Source organism: Deinococcus radiotolerans, assembly GCF_014647435.1.
GTDB classification, from domain to species: Bacteria; Deinococcota; Deinococci; order Deinococcales; family Deinococcaceae; genus Deinococcus; species Deinococcus radiotolerans.
In genome coordinates, this window is sequence record NZ_BMPE01000025.1 from 17,333 (window position 1) to 37,600 (window position 20,268).

At 68.6% G+C, this 20,268-nt stretch carries 18 protein-coding genes; 12 read left to right on the forward strand and 6 right to left on the reverse strand.

Annotated features, from left to right (window positions below; all coding sequences use genetic code 11):
- Positions 1 to 4: 4 nt before the first annotated feature.
- Positions 5 to 3,019, forward strand: coding sequence for an AfsR/SARP family transcriptional regulator (locus IEY63_RS20195; protein ID WP_189070804.1), 3,015 nt, complete (start codon positions 5 to 7; stop codon positions 3,017 to 3,019).
- A 334-nt stretch (positions 3,020 to 3,353) separates the two neighbouring features.
- Here IEY63_RS20195 and IEY63_RS20200 read toward each other — a convergent pair whose 3' ends face one another.
- A complete protein-coding gene (locus IEY63_RS20200) occupies positions 3,354 to 4,229 on the reverse strand; it encodes a LysR family transcriptional regulator (protein WP_189070805.1) in 876 nt (291 codons plus the stop codon).
- Positions 4,230 to 4,333: 104 nt separating this feature from the next.
- Between IEY63_RS20200 and IEY63_RS20205 the strand changes: the two genes are divergently transcribed.
- Positions 4,334 to 5,980 carry a M20/M25/M40 family metallo-hydrolase gene (locus tag IEY63_RS20205; RefSeq protein WP_189070806.1) on the forward strand — a complete coding sequence of 549 codons (1,647 nt, stop codon included), beginning with the start codon at positions 4,334 to 4,336 and terminating at the stop codon, positions 5,978 to 5,980.
- A 548-nt stretch (positions 5,981 to 6,528) separates the two neighbouring features.
- On the opposite strand, the gene IEY63_RS20210 is transcribed toward IEY63_RS20205, so the two are convergent.
- The 5 genes from IEY63_RS20210 to IEY63_RS20230 form a co-directional block, all read right to left on the reverse strand.
- The gene (locus IEY63_RS20210) at positions 6,529 to 7,551 is read right to left on the reverse strand and encodes a hypothetical protein (protein WP_189070807.1); all 1,023 of its coding nucleotides are present in this window, start codon (positions 7,549 to 7,551) and stop codon (positions 6,529 to 6,531) included.
- 4 nt (positions 7,552 to 7,555) lie between these two features.
- Complete coding sequence (locus IEY63_RS20215) at positions 7,556 to 8,161, reverse strand: competence protein CoiA (RefSeq protein ID WP_189070808.1); 606 nt, start codon at positions 8,159 to 8,161, stop codon at positions 7,556 to 7,558.
- A 7-nt stretch (positions 8,162 to 8,168) separates the two neighbouring features.
- Positions 8,169 to 8,774, reverse strand: a complete 606-nt coding sequence (locus tag IEY63_RS20220; RefSeq protein ID WP_189070809.1) for a hypothetical protein — start codon at positions 8,772 to 8,774, stop codon at positions 8,169 to 8,171.
- Between the two features lie 14 nt (positions 8,775 to 8,788).
- Entirely contained in the window at positions 8,789 to 9,094 is a 306-nt protein-coding gene (locus IEY63_RS20225; protein ID WP_189070810.1) for a PadR family transcriptional regulator, read from the reverse strand.
- A gap of 140 nt (positions 9,095 to 9,234) precedes the next feature.
- Complete coding sequence (locus IEY63_RS20230; protein ID WP_189070811.1) at positions 9,235 to 10,176, reverse strand: hypothetical protein; 942 nt, start codon at positions 10,174 to 10,176, stop codon at positions 9,235 to 9,237.
- 313 nt (positions 10,177 to 10,489) lie between these two features.
- Between IEY63_RS20230 and IEY63_RS20235 the strand changes: the two genes are divergently transcribed.
- The 10 genes from IEY63_RS20235 (at position 10,490) to IEY63_RS20280 (ending at position 20,251) form a co-directional block, all read left to right on the forward strand.
- Complete coding sequence (locus IEY63_RS20235) at positions 10,490 to 11,233, forward strand: SDR family oxidoreductase (protein WP_189070812.1); 744 nt, start codon at positions 10,490 to 10,492, stop codon at positions 11,231 to 11,233.
- Positions 11,234 to 11,262: 29 nt separating this feature from the next.
- The gene (locus tag IEY63_RS20240) at positions 11,263 to 11,661 is read left to right on the forward strand and encodes a (R)-mandelonitrile lyase (RefSeq protein WP_189070813.1); all 399 of its coding nucleotides are present in this window, start codon (positions 11,263 to 11,265) and stop codon (positions 11,659 to 11,661) included.
- A 53-nt stretch (positions 11,662 to 11,714) separates the two neighbouring features.
- A complete protein-coding gene (locus IEY63_RS20245) occupies positions 11,715 to 12,938 on the forward strand; it encodes an MFS transporter (RefSeq protein ID WP_189070814.1) in 1,224 nt (407 codons plus the stop codon).
- Positions 12,939 to 13,032: 94 nt separating this feature from the next.
- The gene (locus IEY63_RS20250; RefSeq protein WP_229784829.1) at positions 13,033 to 13,434 is read left to right on the forward strand and encodes a cyclophilin-like fold protein; all 402 of its coding nucleotides are present in this window, start codon (positions 13,033 to 13,035) and stop codon (positions 13,432 to 13,434) included.
- Between the two features lie 36 nt (positions 13,435 to 13,470).
- Complete coding sequence (locus IEY63_RS20255; protein ID WP_189070816.1) at positions 13,471 to 14,394, forward strand: AraC family transcriptional regulator; 924 nt, start codon at positions 13,471 to 13,473, stop codon at positions 14,392 to 14,394.
- A gap of 144 nt (positions 14,395 to 14,538) precedes the next feature.
- Complete coding sequence (locus IEY63_RS20260; protein ID WP_189070817.1) at positions 14,539 to 15,543, forward strand: LacI family DNA-binding transcriptional regulator; 1,005 nt, start codon at positions 14,539 to 14,541, stop codon at positions 15,541 to 15,543.
- A gap of 57 nt (positions 15,544 to 15,600) precedes the next feature.
- Complete coding sequence (locus IEY63_RS20265; protein WP_189070818.1) at positions 15,601 to 16,521, forward strand: carbohydrate ABC transporter permease; 921 nt, start codon at positions 15,601 to 15,603, stop codon at positions 16,519 to 16,521.
- A 28-nt stretch (positions 16,522 to 16,549) separates the two neighbouring features.
- The gene (locus IEY63_RS20270) at positions 16,550 to 17,452 is read left to right on the forward strand and encodes a carbohydrate ABC transporter permease (protein ID WP_189070819.1); all 903 of its coding nucleotides are present in this window, start codon (positions 16,550 to 16,552) and stop codon (positions 17,450 to 17,452) included.
- An 89-nt stretch (positions 17,453 to 17,541) separates the two neighbouring features.
- A complete protein-coding gene (locus IEY63_RS20275; protein WP_189070820.1) occupies positions 17,542 to 18,852 on the forward strand; it encodes an ABC transporter substrate-binding protein in 1,311 nt (436 codons plus the stop codon).
- 70 nt (positions 18,853 to 18,922) lie between these two features.
- Positions 18,923 to 20,251, forward strand: coding sequence for an alpha-glucosidase/alpha-galactosidase (locus tag IEY63_RS20280; RefSeq protein WP_189070821.1), 1,329 nt, complete (start codon positions 18,923 to 18,925; stop codon positions 20,249 to 20,251).
- Positions 20,252 to 20,268 lie beyond the last annotated feature (17 nt).

The following is a 20,268-nucleotide window of genomic DNA, read 5'->3' on the forward strand; positions in this document are numbered from 1 at the left end:
CCTCATGCCTGCACTGTTCCGCTCACTTGACCCCCTGCCCTCTCCACGGCTGCAGGACGTGCCGCGCACCCGTCTGCTGGCCGCCATCCACGCCGCCCGCGACGCGAACGTCGTGGTGCTGCACGGCGGCGCCGGGTTCGGCAAGACGACCCTCCTCGCGCAGTGGGCGCAAGCCGAGGCGCAGCGGGAGGCCTTCAGTGCCCTGGCGGCCCTGAGCCTGACCGACGAGCAGGCCGACGCCACCGGGTTCATACGGGCCCTTCTGAAGGCCGTTCAGGACGCCGAAGCCCACGTCTCTCTGGACGCCGCGCGGGGCGCGCTGGCCCAGCAGTCCCCGCTCCGGGCGGCGGGCCTGCTCGCGGAGACCCTCAACGACTTGCCCGGCAGCCTGCTGCTCCTGCTTGACGGCGCGCAGCACCTCAGCACACCCGCTCAGCAGTGCCTGGAGCGGTTCATTCAGGTGCTGGCCGAAGGGCATCAGGTGGGCCTGAGCGTGTACGACCCGTCCGCGGTGCCGTTCCTCACCGCGCTCACGGCGCGGGGGGCCGTGATGGCGTTCGGTCCGTCCGAGCTGGCGTTCACGGAGGAGGAGACGCGGCGCGCGCTGCCGTGGCTCGCCCCGGGCGAACCGCTCCCCCTGCCGCACGATGAGCTGGAGGGCTGGCCCATCGCGGTCGGCCTGCTGCGGTCCGGCCCGGCCACCGCCGGGTCGCTGGACGCACTGGCCCGCTGGGCCCTGGACCGGCTGCCGCCAGACGTCCGGGTCACCGTGCAGGACATGAGCGTCTGGAGCGAATGGGGCGAAGCCGAAGCGCGCGAGCTGGATGTGCCGCCGGTCGCCACGTGGCTGGAGGACGTCACCCGGGCGGGGTTGCCGGTCGCTGTCCAGCAGGACGGTCAGGCGAGGCCTCACGGGCTGCTGCGGCGGCAACTCAAGGCCGAACTCGCGCTGCGCCCCGAGCGGGCCGCGCGGTGCTGGCAGCGGGCAGCGGCCACGTACGAGCGGCAGGGACAGCTGCTCGAGGCTCTACGGGCCGCGCAGGCGGGCGGCGCGGCTGGAGAGGCCCTGAGGCTCGCGGAGCGTGTGACGGCGCAGCACTGGCCCCGCCGGGAGTTCTGGCTGGCCCGCGAGATCCTGGAAGGCTTCGCCGTACATACCTTGCCGGTCCTCCTCCAGCAGCGCCTCGCGGTCGCGCAGCTCGAGACGGGGCGCGCAGCGCAGGGGGCCGCGCTCCTCCAAGCGTTGTCGGAGGCCACAGACCTCGCGGCGTGCTCGTGGCTGGCGCTCGCCGAGCACGCGTGGCGCCAGGGAGACATGACGGTCTTGCGGACGTACCTGGACGCCGCGGCGCGGGTCGCCAGCACGGCCGCAGAGCAGGTGCAGCTCGAACGGTTTGAAGTGCGGGCGCTGATCCGCCTGGGCCGATTCGACGTGGCGCTGCCCCGGGTGGAGGCGCTGGTGCAGCGGGCCGAGGCGCTGGGTGAACCCTACGAACTCGGGGCGTGCCTCTCCCTGCGCGGCATCGTGCTGTTCAGCCTGGGCCGCACGGCGGACGGCGTGCGCGCCCTGCAGCAGGAACTGGCCTTCTACGACATACAGCACACGCCGTACAGCGGGATTCCCGCGCGCATGAACCTGGCCCTGTGCTTCGCCTTTCAAGGGCAGTTCGATGACGCGCTGCGTGAAGCGCGGCGGGCGGCGCAGGACGCCCACGCGTCCTTCAGCCGCAGCGCGGCACGCACCTGGATCACCCTGATTCTCGTGCACCTGATGCGCCGGGAGTACGCGGCCGCCCACGACGAAGTGCAGCGCGCGCTGGGCAGCCTCGACCTGCGCACGCTCGCCCCGCAGGAGCGCACGGACCTGTGGGTGCACGCCCTGGAATGCGCGGCGCGCACAGGAGATGCGGCGCTGCGCGCGCAGGCTGAGCGGACCCTGGACGCCTGCCTGCTGGAGTTCCCGCAGGCCCGCGCGCCCCAGTGGGCGTTTGTGCACCGCGCTGTGGCCTTCACGCAGGCTCGACTGCACCTGCTGCGGCCGCCCGGGCAGGATGAGGCGACCTGGCGTGAACTGGCCGGAGCGCTCACGGAAATGCTCCGCCAGCCCATCCCGTACGGGCCGCCCGCGATGCATGAACTGCACGTGCGGCTGTTCCTGGCCGAAGCGCAGCGCCGGGCAGGGCTGCCCTGGGAGGAGAACGTCAAGGCGATGGGACCACTCGTGCCGCTGCCGCTGGTGACTGGCCTCCTGCGCACGACCGAACCGGACCTGCCGGGCGTGTTCAGCCACCTGCGGCAGGAGGCGTGGTGGCCCGCGCACCTCCCGGCGCCTGTGGCCGAACGGGCCCAGGGGCCTACCCGCCCACACCTGCGCGTCCGCTCCCTGGGCCGGGTCGAGGTCACGCTGGACGGCCAGGCCGTGCAGTTTCCATTCGCGAAGTGCGAGGAGCTGCTAATGTGGCTGGCGCTCCATGGCCCGAGCTCCCGCGCGCAGATCATCAACGCGCTCTGGGACGGCTCGAACAATCCCGCGCACGCCGAGTACTTCCGCCTGATCGTGCGGCGGTTGCGCACTGCCCTCACCCAGGCCGGCGCGGCCCACCTGAATCCGGTTCCTTATACGCATGGGCTCTACAGCCTCCATGAGGACCTGGACGTGTGGGTAGATGTGCGGGCCGCGCTGGAGGGGACAGGTTCCGAAGAGCAGGGACGTGACGCCGCCCTCGCCGGGGTCTTTTTGCCCAGGCACGCGTCAGAGTGGGTGCAGGCCGTCCGGGCCCGACTCGTGGACGCCGCGCTCTCCTCGCTGCACCAGCAGGCAGAGGAGGTAGAGAGCCACGCCCCGGACCGCGCGCGGCAGCTGTATCAGCGGATGCTGGTCTTCGACCCCCTCTCGGAGGCGGCGCACGCGGGCGTCCTGCGGTGCTGCGAGGCGCTGGGCGACCAGGTGGGGATGCAGGCGGCGCTCCGGGCGCGCAAGCGGGCGCTGTTCAGCTCAGCGGCAAACGGTCTCTCCTGAAGCGCTCAGCTGCTCGAGTCACCCGAGCAGGTTCATGCTTCACGTGCGTCAATTGAAACCAGCAAGCCGTCCTGGCACGCTGTACTGCTGGTGGTCACGTCACCGTACGGGGAGGCCGATCCAAGGGCGCTCTCCGATGGTCGATGAGCCCAGGGCACACCTGAGCCTATGGGAGGGCACGGTGCCCACGAACACTGTCGTGCCCGGTAGGTCAGGAAGGCGTGCTGTCGGGCGACCGGCCATACCCCACAGGCTCGCGCGAGCATTCACCGGCCTTGACGCACGCTGTGCGGCCAGGGCAGATCAGCCCCAGGACGCAGAGGTACGAGCGACGTCAGGTGGACCGGGGCGGCGCCGGATCGACTGAGCCAGACTGCAAAATTACCTTCAGCACGCCCTGCACGGCCGCGGGGACGTCCCGGCTGGTGACGGCGCCGTACGAGCGGTGAACTGGCCAGGGCAGCGCCTGCACGCGTACACCAGCCGGCACCTCGGTCAGGGCCAGCGCGGGCAGCAGGGCAAACCCCAACTGTTTGGCCACCAGCGCCAGAATGGCCTGCTCCGTCGCCAGGCTCAGGGCCGGATGGAGTCGGACGCCCCGCTGGGCCAGGACGTCGGGAATCTGCCGGTCGTGGGCGCTGCCCAGATGAATGTACGGGCGGGACCAGACGTCCTCATCCTGCCAGCCGGCCGGCAGGACAAGCAGGTAGGGGTCGGCGCCCAGGACGTGCACGGCGAGATCCGGGCTGGGCCACACCTGGGTCAGGCCGATGTCGGCCTCACCACGCCGGACGGCGTCATACACGGCCGGGCGGTCCAGGTACGCGTCACTCACCTGAATCTGAACGCCCGGCAGTTGCGCCTGAATGAGGGGCAGGGCGCGCGGCACCAGGTGCCGGGCGAGGCTGGGAAAACTGGCGATGCGGACGATCCCACTCAGGGCCGCTTCCGCCCGGGTGGCGGCTTCGAAGGCGGCCAGCTGGACCAGGAGCTGCTCGGCCCGGGGCAGCAGGCGCTCGCCCGTACCGGTCAGCGTCATGCCGCGGCCGCCCCGGTGAAGGAGCGTCACGCCGAGATGCGTTTCCAGGTGACGTAGGGCGTGGCTGACGGCCGACTGCGTGAGATTCAGGTCCACCGCGGCGCTGCTCACGCGGCCCGTGCGGGCCGTCGCCACGAAGGCGCGCAGCTGCGTGAGGGTCAGGCCTTTCATGAATGAAATTCATAGCACGGGCGTGCGGTGCAGTTCGCGCATCACGCGGCCCGCCGCACGGCCTACCGTGACTGGTACCGATGTCACCCCACCACGAGGCCCCTATGACTGAACCCTGCTCCTGGTTCGACCGCACCGAGCAGCTCGCCCTGACCCTCACCCGCTGGCCAAGCGTGACGGCCACCCCCGATGAGGCGGCGTTCGGCCCGCGGTTGCGGGACCTGCTGGCCTCCTGGCCGTACTTTGAGGCGCACCCGGATCACCTGTGGCTCTCTCCCATTCCCGGTAGTGACGCCAGCAACGTCTGCGCCCTTGTGGCTGGAACCGACCCTGACACGGTCCTCCTGACCGGCCATTACGACACGGTGTCCACGGCGCCCTACGGGGCGTTGCAGCCACTCGCCACTGAGCCACACGCGTTGCTCGACGCGCTCCTTGCGCAGCTCGACCGGGATGACCTCACAGCCGCCGAGGTACTGGCCCGCGCGGACCTGCGCTCCGGTGACTTCCTGCCCGGGCGGGGCCTGCTGGACATGAAAGCTGGCCTCGCGGCCGGGTTGGCTGTCATGGAACGCTACGCCGCTCGCCCAGCCCACGACCGCCGCGGCCACCTGCTCCTCATCGCCTCACCTGACGAGGAGGCCACCTCCAGCGGGGCGCGCCACGCCGCGCAGGTCCTGCCCGGCCTCACCGCTGCGCGCGGGCTGCGCGTCCGCCTGGGCCTGAACCTGGACGCCACGAGCGCCGCCGGGGACGGGCAGGACGGCCGCGCCGTGTACCTGGGCAGCGTCGGAAAGCTGCTCATCACGGCCCTGATGGTCGGCCGCCCCACCCACGCCGGCTACCCTTTTGACGGCACCAGCGCCGCCCTGATGGCCGCGGAACTCCTCAGGCGTGCCGAGGGTCACCCGGACCTCGCCGACCACGCGCACGGCGCGGCGGCCCCGCCGCCCATCTGCCTGACGGTGCAGGACGACCGCACCCACTATGATGTGACCACGCCCGCCGCCGTGTGGTGCGCGTTCAACGTGCTGACGCACCGCCGCAGCCCGGCCGAGGTGCTGGCTCAATTTGAGACGCTGGCCCATCAGGCCGCGGACGCGGCCCGGCGCACCTTCAGTGACCGGGCGGCGAGGGCCAGCAGCCCCAGCGCCCCGGGTCTCGCCGTGCAGCGCACCCTCATCGTGACGGCCGCGGACCTGCGCGCGCACGCCACCGAGCGGGCGGGCGAAGCCCGCGTGCGGGCCCTGGAGGCCGCCACGCCACCCGGCCCGGACCCCCTCCAGGCCAGCCGGCGCCTCACCCACGGCCTCCTGACGCTCGCGGGTCTGGAAGGGCCCTTGATCGTGCTGGGCCTCGGCAGCCTCCACTACCCGCACGTGCATCTCGAGGACGCCCCGGGCGGCGCCGCCGTGCGCGCCTGGGTGGAAGATGAGTGTGCGGCGTTCGCCAGGCTGACCGGGCATGTGATCGGGATCCGGCCGTACTTCGCGGGGATTTCCGACGTCAGTTTCTTCGGCCAGGTCCCCTCCGCCGGTACGCAGGACGTGGTCGCCCGGCAGACCGTGCACCCGGCGCACGTGTCCCCGCCGCGGGAAGACGGCCTCAAGTTTCCGGTGCTGAACGTGGGGCCCTGGGGCCGTGACTACCACCAGAAGCTCGAACGGGTGCACCGCCCGTACGCTTTTGGCACCCTCCCCAGGCTGCTGTGTCACCTGAGCGTGACGGCGCGCCCCGCTGGACTCGCGTGAACGCCGGCCGGGAATGGCCCCGTCCGGCGCTTTAAGCCTCAGCAATGCGGTGGAAGGGGACGGTGGCTGGGAGGATGGACGTCATTCGCTTGAGCCAATTGAATCCGCTCTCTCGACCGGAACCTCCGACGGCGCTCTGGCACACATTCACGGTGGGCAGGGCGGTCACGGTCAGGTGGCGGGATCCTCAGATGCCCGACCGACATCAACGGGCCGCTCAGCGAACAGCGCGCTACTGGTGAGCGTGAGAGGCATAATCTCGGCAATTGGACCCTTCCAGCGGCTCAGCATGAACCATATCGAAGTGCTGCCAACCCTCGAAGCGAACGCCCGCCTAAACCTGATTGCCGTCGTGATGCGCCGCACGTCCAGCGCCGACGTAGAGACCCCCGCGGCCTACACCCTGCGCGCCAGTTCCTCCCGATTCCGTGTCGTGACCCCTGAGTGGCCGAGGTCAATGGACATCCCTGCCGCCTGTGCGCCCGTGACCTGCGTGCGGACGTGCGCGCTGCGGCGCCTCCTTCCAGCGTCATTTCCTCGTCGTGCCTTCAGAACCGGCGGACGGTCGGGAGTGGCTCGAGACCAAGGCTGGGGCCGACCCGGGGGGTGATGCGCGCGGCCCGGCACACCTTGCGCAGGTGTAACCCCACCGGGTGCCAGATGAACCCCGGTTCGTCGTCCGGGTGCAGCAGGGCTTCCTGCCAGCGGCGGCCGGCCCAGTCCGTCATGACCTGCACACCCGCCGCCCCATCCATAACGAACGCCCGGCCCGTCACGGAGTAGGTCTCGTCGCCGCCCTCGGTCAGGCGCGTGAAGTGCAGGCCTTCCGGCAGGCGGTCGACGATCATCCGCAGGCGCCGGGTCCCCTGGAGGGTCACCTGCTGGAATTCGCCGTACGGGTGCTCCTCGAAGCAGATGGGCACCGCGCCGATATTCAGGTTGTGCTCGACCACCTGGCGCACGCCGGGATGCCACTCCTCGTGTGGCGTGGGGACGTGCCGGTGCGTGATCCAGAACTCGGCGGCCGCCCGTTCGTAGAAGGTCTGCCCGGGCAGGGTCGTCAGCGTGGGTGAGAACGGCACGCCCAGCCGCAGCCAGGGGGTCAGCGTCCACGAGCCCGGCTGCCACTCCACGAACGCCAGAGTGGAGTGTGCAAGGTGTGGGAGGAAGGCGGTGGCTTCCTCCCCACCCCAGCGGTGCAGGTCGGCCTGGAGGGTGGTGAGGGTCGCCCAGCCGCGCGCCCTCAGGAGGCGCACCACCCGGGCGAAGACCCCGCGGGCGGTCCAGGGGTGAAGGGTCACGGCGTACTCGCGCCGCTGGCCCAGGAACGTCCAGTCCGTCCGGGCGATCAGCAGGGACCGGATCTGGTGCTGGTGCCGGGTGAGGTCGAGGCCCTGCTTGGCGGCCGTGCAGGCCAGGACCTGGGACGTGCGCTGCGCCAGCGTGAGGGCGTACGTGGCGTTCTGCCGGTGCCCCTTGAACGTGAACTGCGATTCAGCTGTGTGGGCGGTGAACACCAGGTCTCCCGGGGTGTCATCCGCCGCTGGGCTGAAGGTCCAGTCGTCCGCCACGGTCTTACCCCGGGAGGGGCACGGACGTCTGCGTGACGGTGGCGCGCGCGGTGAGCACGAGGTAGCCCTCGTCCAGCAGCCACTGCCGGCAGGTGTCCCAGATGCCCCCGGCTTTCAGGCCGCCGTGGTCCTGCTCCTGGAAGACCCAGATCACCTCGATCTCGTCACGCAGGTAACTGTCGGTGCGGTCCTGCAGCTGGTGCAGGGTCAGGGGGCTGAGCTGCGCCTCGACGGCGACGCGGGTGCCGTCGGTGAGGGTGATCACGGCGTCCGCGATGCGTCTGATGTTCGGGAAGCGCACCTCGTACTCGAGGGAGGCGACCTGCTTGCCGAAGTACTTCCGCAGGGCTTCTGCGGCCGCGCGTTTGAGCGCGAGGTGCTGCGGGCTTTCCTTTTCGCTCTCCGCTTCGAAGGGGCACTCGCTGGCTTCGCGTTTGTGGGCGAAGTACCACGCGCGGATGGCGCCCATGCGGGGCGTCATGGGTTTCCCGCAGAACTTGCACTGCCAGGTCTGGGCGAAGATGTCGTCGCGCGACTTCTTCTGGCGGAGGGTGGGCATGTCCAGTGGGACAGGGTCGTGGCCTTCCCGGATGTGGAGCGCGGAGATCACGGGGGCCTCAGCGGTGGCGGCCGAAGACGCCCGGTGTCTTCAGGGGGTGCTGGACGCCCCAGTACGCGTCCCACGTCGGGATGATGAACAGGGCGCAGATCCACGCCACGCCCATGACGTCCCCCGTGCTGGGGATGAACCAGCCGATCAGGAACGGGCTGAGGAGGCCAAGGAGCAGGGCGGCGCTGCCGCCCCGGGTGGAGCGGAGCCAGTGCACGTCCCGGCCCAGGCCGCGCCACGCCACCCAGGCGGCCACCACCAGGCCGATCAGGCGGGTGAGCATCCAGGTCTGAAGGCCGGGCGTCCAGGCGCCCGCGAGGGTGAGGTACGCGATAAACAGGCTGAACCAGAGGGCCGCGAGAACGACCATGGATCGGGAGCTGAACAGCAGGACACGGTCCAGGCGTTTGATTCTCCCCCGTTGGGTCTCTGGTGCCTCGTAGGTGGCGCACAAGCCGATGACCTCGGGAACGTAGCGCAGGGCGCTGAGGAGGGGCCGGGGCTGGGTTTCGCATTCGGCGAGCCAGTCCCGCGTGTAGTCGGCCCGGATGGGTTTGGGGAGGGGGAGGCAGAGCAGGGTCATCAGCCGGTCGAGGGTGGGGTTCGTGGGCATGTCGTCTCCTTGTCTCAGTTCAGGGCGAGGTGTCCGGGGAGTCGGGGGGCGTCTCGGAGTTCGGTTGCGGCGAGGGCGCGGCCGTCTTCTGTGAGCTGGTAGTAGCGACGTTTGCGGCGGCCTTCGGCGGCTTCGTCGATGTCTTCGAGGGCGCTGGTGAGGTAGCCGGCGCGCGTGAGGCGCTCGAGGGCGGGGTAGAGGGCGCCGTTGCTGACGTTGGCGGTGCGGGCGATTTCCAGGCCGTAGTGTTCGCGGTCTGGGTTGGCGTAGAGCACCTCCAGGATCCGGAGGATGGTCAGGGACATTCTGAATTTACCCATGGTCGTAGTATGACTACCCCCCATGGTCTTAGTCAAGAAGTGGGCAACTGAGTGAGCTGGTATGAACGCTCCACAGCCCACCGGACGAACCAGGCCGGCCTCAGCTGTTCACGCACCGACCCGCCGGGGGTCTAGGGTCATCAGCAGCGGCGGTAGTAGCCGCTCACGTACGTGCCGTTGCTGCGCCGGTACCCGTTCACCCAGCACATGCCACTCGTCGATGAGGCCGGCGCCGCACTCGGCGTCACCACCGGCGTCGGCGCGGTGAACGTCGGGGAGGCCGTCACCTTCGTCTGGAACGTGCCCTGGAAAGCAGGAGTTAAGGTCGCGCCGAGTTTCGCTTCCTGCAGGAACGCCACCGGACCGACCGTACCGTTCCAGTAGCTGCGCACGTCGTAATACCCAGGCAGGAGGTCCGCGAGGTCCAGGACGGGCGTTCCGCCTCCCGTGAAGACGATGAACACGTACCCGGGCGCGAGGGGCAGCTGGAGACCGGCGCGGTCTGCGCGGGCGGGCGTGGCGTACAGCGTGGGAATGGTCAGGCGGGTCAGGCCCGAGGCGGGGACCGTCACGCTGACCCGCTGCGTGGCCTTGCCCGTGGCGCTGACGATCATGGGGTACGTGCCGGGCTTCAGGGCCGCCGGGTCCCGCACGGGCTGGTCCCCATCAAGGATCACGAAGTAGCTCCCGGTGGGATTGTCGATCGTGAAAGCAGGAAGCGGAGCGGCGGCAGGGGTGACCGCCGCGGTGCCCGGCTGCAGGACCAGCAGAGCCTGCGCGTCACCCCGGGGCACGGCGCTGAGTGTCGTGGCGCCCGCTTCGATGTCGGTGCTGAGTCCGCCTTCCGGGCCGTCCCGCCAGGGGTTGGGCAGCAGCGCCGGGAAGGTGGTGAAGATCCGGCCCGCTACGGCGACGGCGTCGCCGGAGACGCGCACGCAGCTGGCCTGGGGGTACGCGGGCGGGCAGGCCTGCGCGAGCCCGCCGAGGCCCTGCGCGAGTTGCTGCGCCACAGTGGCCGGGGTGGCGCCCGCCAGGGCGGGCAGGGTGAGGGCGGCGAGGGTGAGCCAGGCGCGCAGGGTCATGGTTCAGCGTACGGGTCGTCACGTGAGGCTCGGGGCGCAGATGCATGCGCCACCCGGCGGGGGCACCGACACACCCACGCCGCGAGGGTCTTGTTCTGTTGTGTGCCTGCTTCTCTCGTTCGTGCCGGCGGAAGCGCCCCGCGTTCAGAGAATCGGGCGGAAAGCTCAGAGTTTTAGGCAAGGACCGCCGGGCCCCGCCTCCTACACTCGGTGCTATGGCTGGGGCCGGACTTCACGTCCAGGACACTGTCCCCCGCCCACGAAGGTCAACCCGTACGTCCTGCGCCACCACCACACCCGCACAGGAGAACCTATGATTCAAGACAAAGTAGTCATTATTACAGGCGCGTCCTCCGGCATCGGCGAAGCCACCGCGAGGCTCCTCGCCCGCCGCGGCGCGCGCGTCGTGCTGGGCGCCCGCCGCGAAGCGCAGTTACAGCACGTGACCCAGGAGATCACGCAGGCCGGCGGGCAGGCCACGTACCGCGTCACGGACGTCACCCGGCCCGAGGACAACGCCGCGCTCGTCGACCTGGCGAAAACAGCGTTCGGCGGTCTGGACGTTGTGTTCCTCAACGCCGGCATCATGCCCACCGCCCCACTCTCGGCCCTGAACACCGCCGAGTGGCAGCAGGCCGTCGACATCAACGTGATGGGTGTCCTGCACGGCATCGCGGCGGCCCTCCCCACGTTCACCGCGCAGCAACGTGGGCAGGTGATCGCCACGTCCTCCGTCGCCGGCCTCAAGAGTTACCCCGGTGCGGGCGTGTACGGTGGCACCAAGTGGTTCGTGCGCAACCTCATGGAAGTCCTGCGGCTGGAGTCCGCGCAGGAAGGCACGAACATCCGCACCGCCACGATCTACCCGGCGGCCATCAACACGGAACTGCTGGGCGGCATCACGCACGGCGCGTCCGCGCAGGCCATGGGCGCTCTGTACCGGCAGTACGGGATCTCACCGGACCGGATCGCGCAGGTGGTGGCCTTCGCCATCGACCAGCCTGAAGACACGAACGTCACGGAATTCACCGTGGGTCCCACCCCGCAACCCTGGTAAGCCACTCGCCCTTCCCATTGGAGGCCCCCATGAAGATTCACCCCGCTGGTTCCCGCCCCTCTACGTCTGGCCCCGCCGACTGGTTCACCGGTCGAGTCCGGATTGACCCGCAGTTCGACACCCACCCCGCCGGGCACGCGGCCGGCTCCGCTGTCACGTTCGAGCCCGGCGCGCGCACCAACTGGCACACCCACCCGGTCGGGCAGACCCTGATTGTGCTGTCCGGTCTGGGCCGGGTGCAGCGAGCGGGCGGTCCCATCGAGGAGATCCGGCCCGGTGACGTGGTCTGGTTCGAACCGGGCGAGCGGCACTGGCACGGCGCGGGTCCCACCACGGCCATGACGCACCTGGCCATTCAGGAAGCCCTGAACGGCGAAGTGGTCACGTGGCTCGAACCCGTCACAGACGAGCAGTACAACCCCCACTAACGGGCCCGGGCGACCGGCCCCAGCTCCGGCCCGTGTCTCAACAGGAGGTCGTCATGACCCGCACCACGCCATTCCGGCCCGTGGCTCCCGAGGCTACCACACCACGGCACACCGACCAGCCGCAGTGGCTGCCGATCTTCTCCCTGGCCTTCGTGGTGATGAACCTCATCACGTCTGAATTCCTGCCCGTGAGCCTCCTGACGCCCATCGCGCAGGACCTCGGCGTGACTGAAGGGGCCGCCGGGCAGATGATCTCTGCGACGTCCGTGGCCGCCGTGATCACCAGCCTGCTGACGGCCCCAGTGACGCGCCGGTTTGACCGCAAGGCGGTGCTCCTGGGCGCGTCGGTGGCCCTGATCCTCTCCAACGTGCTGGTCGCCCTCGCGCCCAACCTGGCGGTGATCATGCTGGCGCGGCTGCTCCTCGGCGTGGCGATGGGCAGCTTCTGGTCCCTGTCGAACGCCACCACCCTGCGCCTGACGCCCAAGCACCTCATCGCACGGGCGCTGGCCGTCACGTCTGGTGGCGTGGCGATCGCCAACGTGTTCGCCCCACCGATGGGCAGTCTCCTGGGTGAAACCCTGGGTTGGCGTGGCGTGTTCGGCGTGGCCGCCCTGCTCGGCGTGATTGGGCTGGGGTGGCAGTGGATCAGTCTGCCGCGCCTGTCGCCAGGGCGACCAGCCGAACTGCGCACGCTGTTTCGGTTGCTGGATCGCCCCCAGGTGCGGGTGGCGGTCGCGGCCCTGGTGCTGACGTTCGGGGGGTACATGCTGTTCTTCGCGTACCTGCGGCCCTTCCTGGAACAGGTGACCCACCTGACGGTCGCGCAGGTCTCTGGCGTCTTCCTTGCCCTCGGGGTGGCGGGCGTCGTCGGGACGGCCCTGTCCAGCCGCCTCCTGACCTGGAACCTACGCCGGGTCCACATCCTGGTGCCACTGGTCACGGGCGTGCTGGTGCTGGGCCTGCTGCTGGTCGGGGCGTCCGCTGTGTGGACCACGGTGGTGCTGGTGCTGCTCGGCCTGGTGAACAGCGTGTTGCCCGTGGCCTGGGGCACCTGGCTTGCCGTGGCGGTGCCGGATGAAGCGGAAAGTGCCGGCGGTCTCCAGATTGCGGCCATTCAACTGGGGATGACCCTGGGTGCGGTCCTCGGTGGCGTGATGTTCGACCGCAGCGGTTCAGGCGGGCTCCTCTTCAGCAGTGGCGCGGCCTTGATCATCGGCGCCGTGTTGATCGGGAGGGGATTGAATCATCGTTCGACGGCCCCAGCCGACGCCTGAACCATCGCGTCCAGGTGCAGCTCATCGGGCCAGAGAGCGTGAGGGAGAGAAGATGACACTGAACGGAAGACAGGCCGCGCGGTCTGCACTCCTCATGGCGGGATTGTTCTCGGCCTACAGCGAGGCGGCGGTGCGTGGGCACGGGAGGCAACAGGTGCAGGTCAGGATCGGGCAGACCACCTTCACCGCCACCCTGGACCGCAGCGCAGCGGCGCAGGCCTTCACGGCGCGCCTGCCGCTCACGCTGAAGATGACCGACCTGCACCGCAACGAGAAGTTCGCCGACCTGACCTGGAGCCTTCCCGTAAAGGCGACAAAGCCCGGCACCGTTCGCAGCGGTGATCTCCTGTTGTACGGGTCGAAAACCGTGGTGCTGTTCTACGAGACGTTTCCCACGGCGTACAGTTATACGAGGCTCGGGCGGATCGATGACCCGCAGGGGTTGGCGCAGGCGTTGGGTCCTGGGAACGTCACCGTCACGTTCTCCGTGGAGTAGGAGGATCACTGTGATGGGCATGGGCGTGTGGCGCGAATGACTGGGGTTTCAGACCTTGCCGCGGGTGGGCTGGCGCGCCTCGCGGAACTGATCCAGCGGCACACGCCGTATGAGGGGGAGTGTGCGCTGCGGGTGCCTGGGGTGTCGGTGGCCCGGACGGTACGTCCGCACAAGGCCCTCGCGCACAGCGTGCAGAAGCCGGCGCTGTGCCTGGTCGCGCAGGGCAACAAGGCGGTGCACATTGGCGCCGAGCAGTACGCGTACGATCCGCAGCGGATGATGGTGTACGCCGTGCACGTGCCGGTTGCGTTTCAGGTGACGCGGGCCAGTGTGGAGGAACCGTTTCTGACGTTCAAGCTGGAACTTGACCCGGAACGCATTGCCGAACTGGCCCTGAAGCTGTACCCGCACGGGCTGCCCCGGCGGCCGGAGGGGCGGGGCGTACAGGTGACTGAGGCGGACCCGGCGATCCTGAATGCGGCCATTCGCGTGCTGGAGACGGTCGATCAGGAACGTGAGGCGACGTGGATCGGGCCGTTGATCGTGGACGAAATGGTGATGCGCCTGCTGCTCGGCCCGGTTGGTCCGATGGTGGCGCAGATGGGTCAGGTGGAGTCGAGTACGCAGCGGATAGAGCGGGCCATCGGGTGGATTCAGGCGCATTTTGAGGGGCCGCTCAACGTGGAGGCTCTGGCCGAGTTGAGTCACATGGGCGTGTCGACCTTTCATGCGCATTTCAAGGCGGTGACGGGTCTGAGTCCGCTGCAGTTTCAGAAGAACCTGCGGTTGCAGGAGGCGCGGCGGTTGATGTACACCACGGGGTTGGATGTCGGGGCGGTGAGTCGGCAGGTGGGGTATGCCAGCGCGTCGCAGTTCACGCGGGAGTACACGCGGCTGTTCAGCAGTACGCCCCGTCAGGATATGACTGAGCTGCGGCTGGGTGGTGCTGAGGGCCGCTGAGCGGACGGGGTTGTGGGGGTGGGTGGGGCCGGTCGGTGCGCCTGATGATGTGGACTGAGTTCAGTTTTTGAACGATCCATTGACTTTTTTGAACGATAAAATTACTGTGATCGTACAAGCTCAACGATCAACCCGGAGGTAACTGTGCCCCGAGCCACCATGCGCGATGTCGCCGACCATGCCGGCGTCTCCCACCAAACCGTGTCCAACGTGCTCAACGGACACCCCTCCATCCGCCCCGAAATGCGCGCCCGCGTCCTGAGTGCCATCAACGCCCTCAACTACCAGCCCAACCAGAACGCCCAGGCCCTCCGGCAAGCCCGCATCACCACCCTCTGCTGCACCTTCTTCGGCCACAACGCCGAAGACATCCATGACCCGTACCGCAACCTGATCCAGTCCGCCTTCGTGGCGGAAGCCAACGCCAGCCGTTACAGCATGACCACCGCGTTCCTCGACGAAGGCCAACCCGAGAGCCTCGCCCGCTTCCAGAAACGCTACCTCCAAGGCCAGTTCGGCGGCACCGTCATCGTGGGCACCACCCTCCCCGCCGATGACCTCACCGCCATCCGCGCCCTCGGCGTCCACACCGTCCTGTTCGACCACCAGATCGAAGGGCACGACGCGCCGACCGTCCAGGCCGACTACGCCGGCGGTATGGCCGCCATGGTGCGCCACCACGCCGCGCAGGGCCGCACCCACCTCGCCCTCCTCATCCCCGCCGGTGACCCCGGCAGCAGCGCCCAGGCCCGCCTGCACGGCTTCCAGAACGAGGCGCGCCGCCTGAACCTAGACACGCAGGTGATGCCGTGCACGTGGTCCTTCGAATCCGGTCGCGACGCCATGCACGCCCTCTGGACCAGTGGCGCCCGCCCGGACGCCGTCCTCGCTGCCAGTGACCGCATCGCCGCTGGCGCGCTGCGCGCCGCACACACGCTGGGCCTGCAGGTCCCGTCAGAAGTGGCCATCAGCGGCTTCGACGATTTTGACTTCGCGCGCTTCACGACCCCCACGCTGACCACCCTCCAGGTGCCGCACGGCGAGATGGCCCGGCAGGCGGTGCGGCACCTCGTGGCCCTCGTCGAGCAGCGGCCCCTGCCCCCCACGCCAACCTACCCCGTTCCGCTGCTCGTGCGCGAATCGGCCTGACCGCGCAAGCCCGCTGCCCAGCTGCCCCGGCGCGCTGGAGACACCCAGGAGGTTCTCATGACAACTCAGACTGAGTCCACGCCCCTGCGCGCCACGGCGCCTCCCCGCCGCGCCCCCCCGCAGGCGCTGGTCGGCTACCTGTTCATCCTGCCGGCGATGGTGGGGTTCCTGGTCTTTTACCTCTACCCCGCACTCCGGGGCGTGCAGATCAGCTTCACGGACTGGAACCTCCTGAGCGCGCCCAAAAGCGTTGGGCTGGCCAACTACGCGGAAGTCATTCACGACCCGAAGTTCTGGTCGGCGCTGGGCATCACCGTCCAGTACGTGCTGTGGAACATTCCCCTGCAGACGGTGCTGGCACTCGCGCTCGCCGTGGCGATGGACCGCCTGGTCAAGAGCATGTTCATCAAGGGCCTGCTGATCCTGCCCTACCTGCTCTCCAGCGTCGTGGTCGCCATGGTGTTCCTGTGGCTGCTCGATCCCTTCCTGGGCATCGTGAATCAGTGGCTGGCCGCGACGCCGCTCGGGAAGCAGGCATTTTTCAGTTCGGCGGAGCAGGCGATTCCCACGATCGCGTTCGTGAACATCTGGAAGCACATGGGCTTCAACGCGCTGCTGTTCTACGCGGGCCTGCAGGCCATTCCGCGTACGGTGTACGAGGCGGCGGCCATTGACGGCGCGTCCGAGATGACCACCTTCCGCCGCATTACCCTGCCCCTGCTGCGCCCGGTGATGGTGTTCGTGCTCGTCACGTCGCTGATCGGCTCGTTCCAGATCTTCGATACCGTGGCCGTGACGACGCAGGGTGGCCCGGCGGACGCGACGCGGGTGCTGGTGTACTACATCTACCAGAACGCCTTCAGTTTCTTCCGGATGGGGTACGCGACGGCGATGAGCATGGTGCTGTTCGTCATCCTGGTCGTGTTCACGCTGTTGCAGATGCGCCTGTTGCGCGCCAACGAATCGGATCTCGAGTGAGGCGTCCCGTGCGCGCCAGGAGCCTGCCATGACCACGACCGCTGTCCGTCCCCGCCGTCCGTTTCCGCTTGGCCGACTGCTCGCGTGGCTGGGCCTGAGCCTGATCATCCTGATTTCGTTGTTCCCCATTTTTATCGTTCTAAAAACGGCCCTGACGAGCAACAAGGCCCTCTTCACCGAAGCCGCCGCGCTCTGGCCCAGCCAACCCACCCTCGTGAACTTCCAACGCGTCCTCGGGCTCCTCAGCACCGAACAGGCCCAGGCCGCCGGTGGCTCCGGCAGCGCGGTGAACTTCCTCAGCGCCCTCAAAAACAGCGTCCTGTTCACCGGCCTGATCGTCCTGGGCCAGACCTTCTTCTCCGCCCTGGCCGCCTACGCCTTCGCCCGACTCAAATTCCCCGGCCGGGACGCCATCTTCACCCTCTTCCTCATCGCCATGATGATCCCCGGCATCGTCCTGTTCATCCCCAACTTCATCACCGTCAAGAACCTCGGCGGCCTCAACACCCTCCCCGGCATGGTCGCCCCCTTCATCCTCATGACCCCCTTCGCGGTGTTCTTCCTCCGCCAATTCTTCCTCTCCCTACCCCGCGAGACCGAAGAAGCCGCCTTCCTCGACGGCGCCGGGCCCTTCACGATCTTCTGGCGCATCACCCTGCCCATGAGCCAGGGCCCCCTGGCCACCCTCGCCATCCTCACCACCATCGGCATGTGGAACGAGTTCTTCTGGCCCTTCCTCATCGCCAAAGACGAGAGCGCCTACACCCTCCCCGTCGCCCTCCAGGTCTTCAAATCCCAGACGCCCCAGGGCGTCCCGGACTGGACGGGCCTCATGGCCGGCACCTTCGTCACCGCCGTCCCCGTCTTCATCCTGCTGATCATCCTGGGCCGGCGCGTCGTGGAATCCCTCGCGTTCAGCGGCACCAAATAGAGCCCACCCGTGACCGGCCCCGCCCCACCCGCCCCGACCCCGCTCACCCCCCAACCCACCGCGCTCTCACCCGCCCCCGGAGGCACCCCATGAAACGACTGCTCACCCTGACCGCCGCGCTCGCCACCACCTTCGCCAGCACCGCCAGCGCCGCCACCACGCTCGAATACTGGTTATGGGACGCCAACCAGCAACCCGCGTACGCCCAGTGCGCCGCGAACTTCACCAAGAAAAACCCCGACATCACCATCAAAATCACCCAGAAAGGCTGGGGTGACTACTGGACGGGCCTCACCACCGGCTTCGTCAGCGGCACCGCCCCCGACGTTTTCACCAACCACCTCGCCTACTACCCCGAGTTCGCCAGCAACAACCAGCTCGTCGACCTCACCCCGTACATCAAACGGGACAAGGTCCCCACCACCATCTACTACAAGGGCCTCGCAGACCTCTGGGTCAAAGGCGGCAAACGCTACGGCCTGCCCAAAGACTTCGACACCGTCGGCATCTTCTACAACGCCGACCTGCTCGCCAAGGCCGGCATGAAACCCAGCGACCTCGCCAACCTCACCTGGAACCCCAAAGACGGCGGCACCTGGCAAAAGGCCATCGCGCGCCTCACCGTCGACAGCAAAGGCCAGAACGGCCTGAGCGCCAGCTTCAACAAAGGCCAGGTCAAACAGTACGGGTACCTCACCGGGTACGGCGCGGGCTTCAACGGTCAGACCGAATGGTCCTTCTACACCGCCCCCATGGGCTGGACGCACAACAACGGCCTGTTCGGCACCAAGTACAACTACGACGACCCCCGCTTCGCGCAGGCCATCCAGTGGCTCGCCGACCTGAACCTCAAGTACGGCCTGATCCCCAGCTTCAAGGACGTGCAGAGCAGCGGCGACGGTCTGTTCCGCTCCGGCCAGGCCGCCATGGTCATCAACGGCTCCTGGATGATCAGTGACTTCACGCAGAAACTCCCCTTCAAAGTCGGCATCGCGCCCCTCCCGAAAGGTCCGAACGGCAAGCGCATGAGCATGTTCAACGGCCTGTCCGACGCCATCTGGGTGGGCAGCAAGAACAAGGAAGCCGCGTGGCAGTGGGTGAAGTACCTCGCCTCCGCCGACTGCCAGAACGTGATTGGCCGCAGCGGCGTGGTGTTCCCCGCCATTCCGTCCGCCACAGCCCTCGCCGTAGCGACTGACAAGGCCCGCGGCGTGGACGTCAGCAGCTTCGTCAATCAGGCCAAAGCGCCCGGCGGAACCTTCTACTTCCCGATCACCGACAACGCCGCGCAGGTCAACGACATCATGACCAGCGCCCTCCAGCGCGTGTTCCTCGGGCAGGCCAAAGCCAGCGACGTCCTCCCCGCCGCGAACGCCAAGGTCAACGCCCTGTTCAAGTAACCCTACCGTCCGGGCGGCCGCGCACGCGGCCGCCCTCCGTCCTCGCCCCCCTCTCCCGCCGAGGCCCCACATGACCCCACCCAAGATCGCCCTGGTCGGTGCTGGCAGCACCGTGTTCGCCAAGAACCTCCTCGGGGACATCCTGAGCTTCCCCGAACTCGCCCACGCGGACATTCGGCTGTTCGACGTCGACGCCGAGCGCCTCGCTGTGACCGAACAGGTCGCCCACCGTGTCGCCCAGGCGGTCGGGGCGCACCCCACCGTCACCGCCACCCTCGACCGGCACCGCGCGCTGGACGGCGCGGACTTCGTCATTAACATGATCCAGGTGGGCGGCTACCGCCCCGCGACCGTTACGGACTTCGACGTCCCCACGCGGCACGGCCTGCGGCAGACCATCGCCGACACCCTCGGGATTGGCGGCATCATGCGCGCCCTGCGGACCGTACCCGTGCTGCTCGACATGAGCCGCGACATGGAGCGCCTGTGCCCGCAGACGCTGCACCTGAACTACGTCAACCCCATGGCCATGAACATCATGGGGCTCGCGCGGCAGAGCAGCATCCGCACCGTGGGCCTCTGCCACAGCGTGCAGCACACCGCGTCGGAACTCGCGCACGACCTGGGGCTCAGGGTCGAGGAGATCGACTTCCTGTGCGCCGGGATCAACCACATGGCGTTCTACCTGAAGTTCGAGCATCGGGGCGAGGACCTCTACCCCCGCCTGCAGGCCCTGGCCGCCTCCGGCCAGGTGCCCGCCACGAACCGCGTCCGGTACGAGATGCTGCGCCGCCTGGGGTACTTCGTCACGGAAAGCAGTGAGCACTTCGCCGAGTACGTTCCGTACTTCATCAAGCGCGGCCGGGACGACCTGATTGAGCGCTTCCAGGTGCCGCTCGACGAGTACCCCCGGCGCTGCGAGGCGCAGATCGGCGGGTGGGAGACCCTCCGGGCACAACTCCAGAACCCGGACGCACCGATCGACGTGCAGCGCAGCGTGGAGTACGGGTCGCTGATTATCCACTCCATGGTGACCGGACAGCCCCGCGTGGTGTACGGCAACGTCATGAACACTGGCGGGCTGATCGAGAACCTCCCACACGACTGCGCCGTCGAGGTGCCGTGCCTCGTGGACCGCCAGGGCGTGCAACCCACCCGCATCGGCCGCATTCCGCCGCAACTGGCGGCCCTGATGCAGACCAACATCAACGTCCAGACGCTCACCACCGAGGCGCTCGTCACCGGCCACCGGGAGCACATCTACCACGCCGCCATGCTCGACCCGCACGCTGCGGCGGAACTCGACCTCGATCAGATCTGGTCGCTGGTTGATGAGCTGCTGGACGCGCACGGCGAGTTCATTCCCGCCGAGTTGCGCCGCCTGCAAGCCGCCGACTGAGTCGTCCGCCCTCTCAC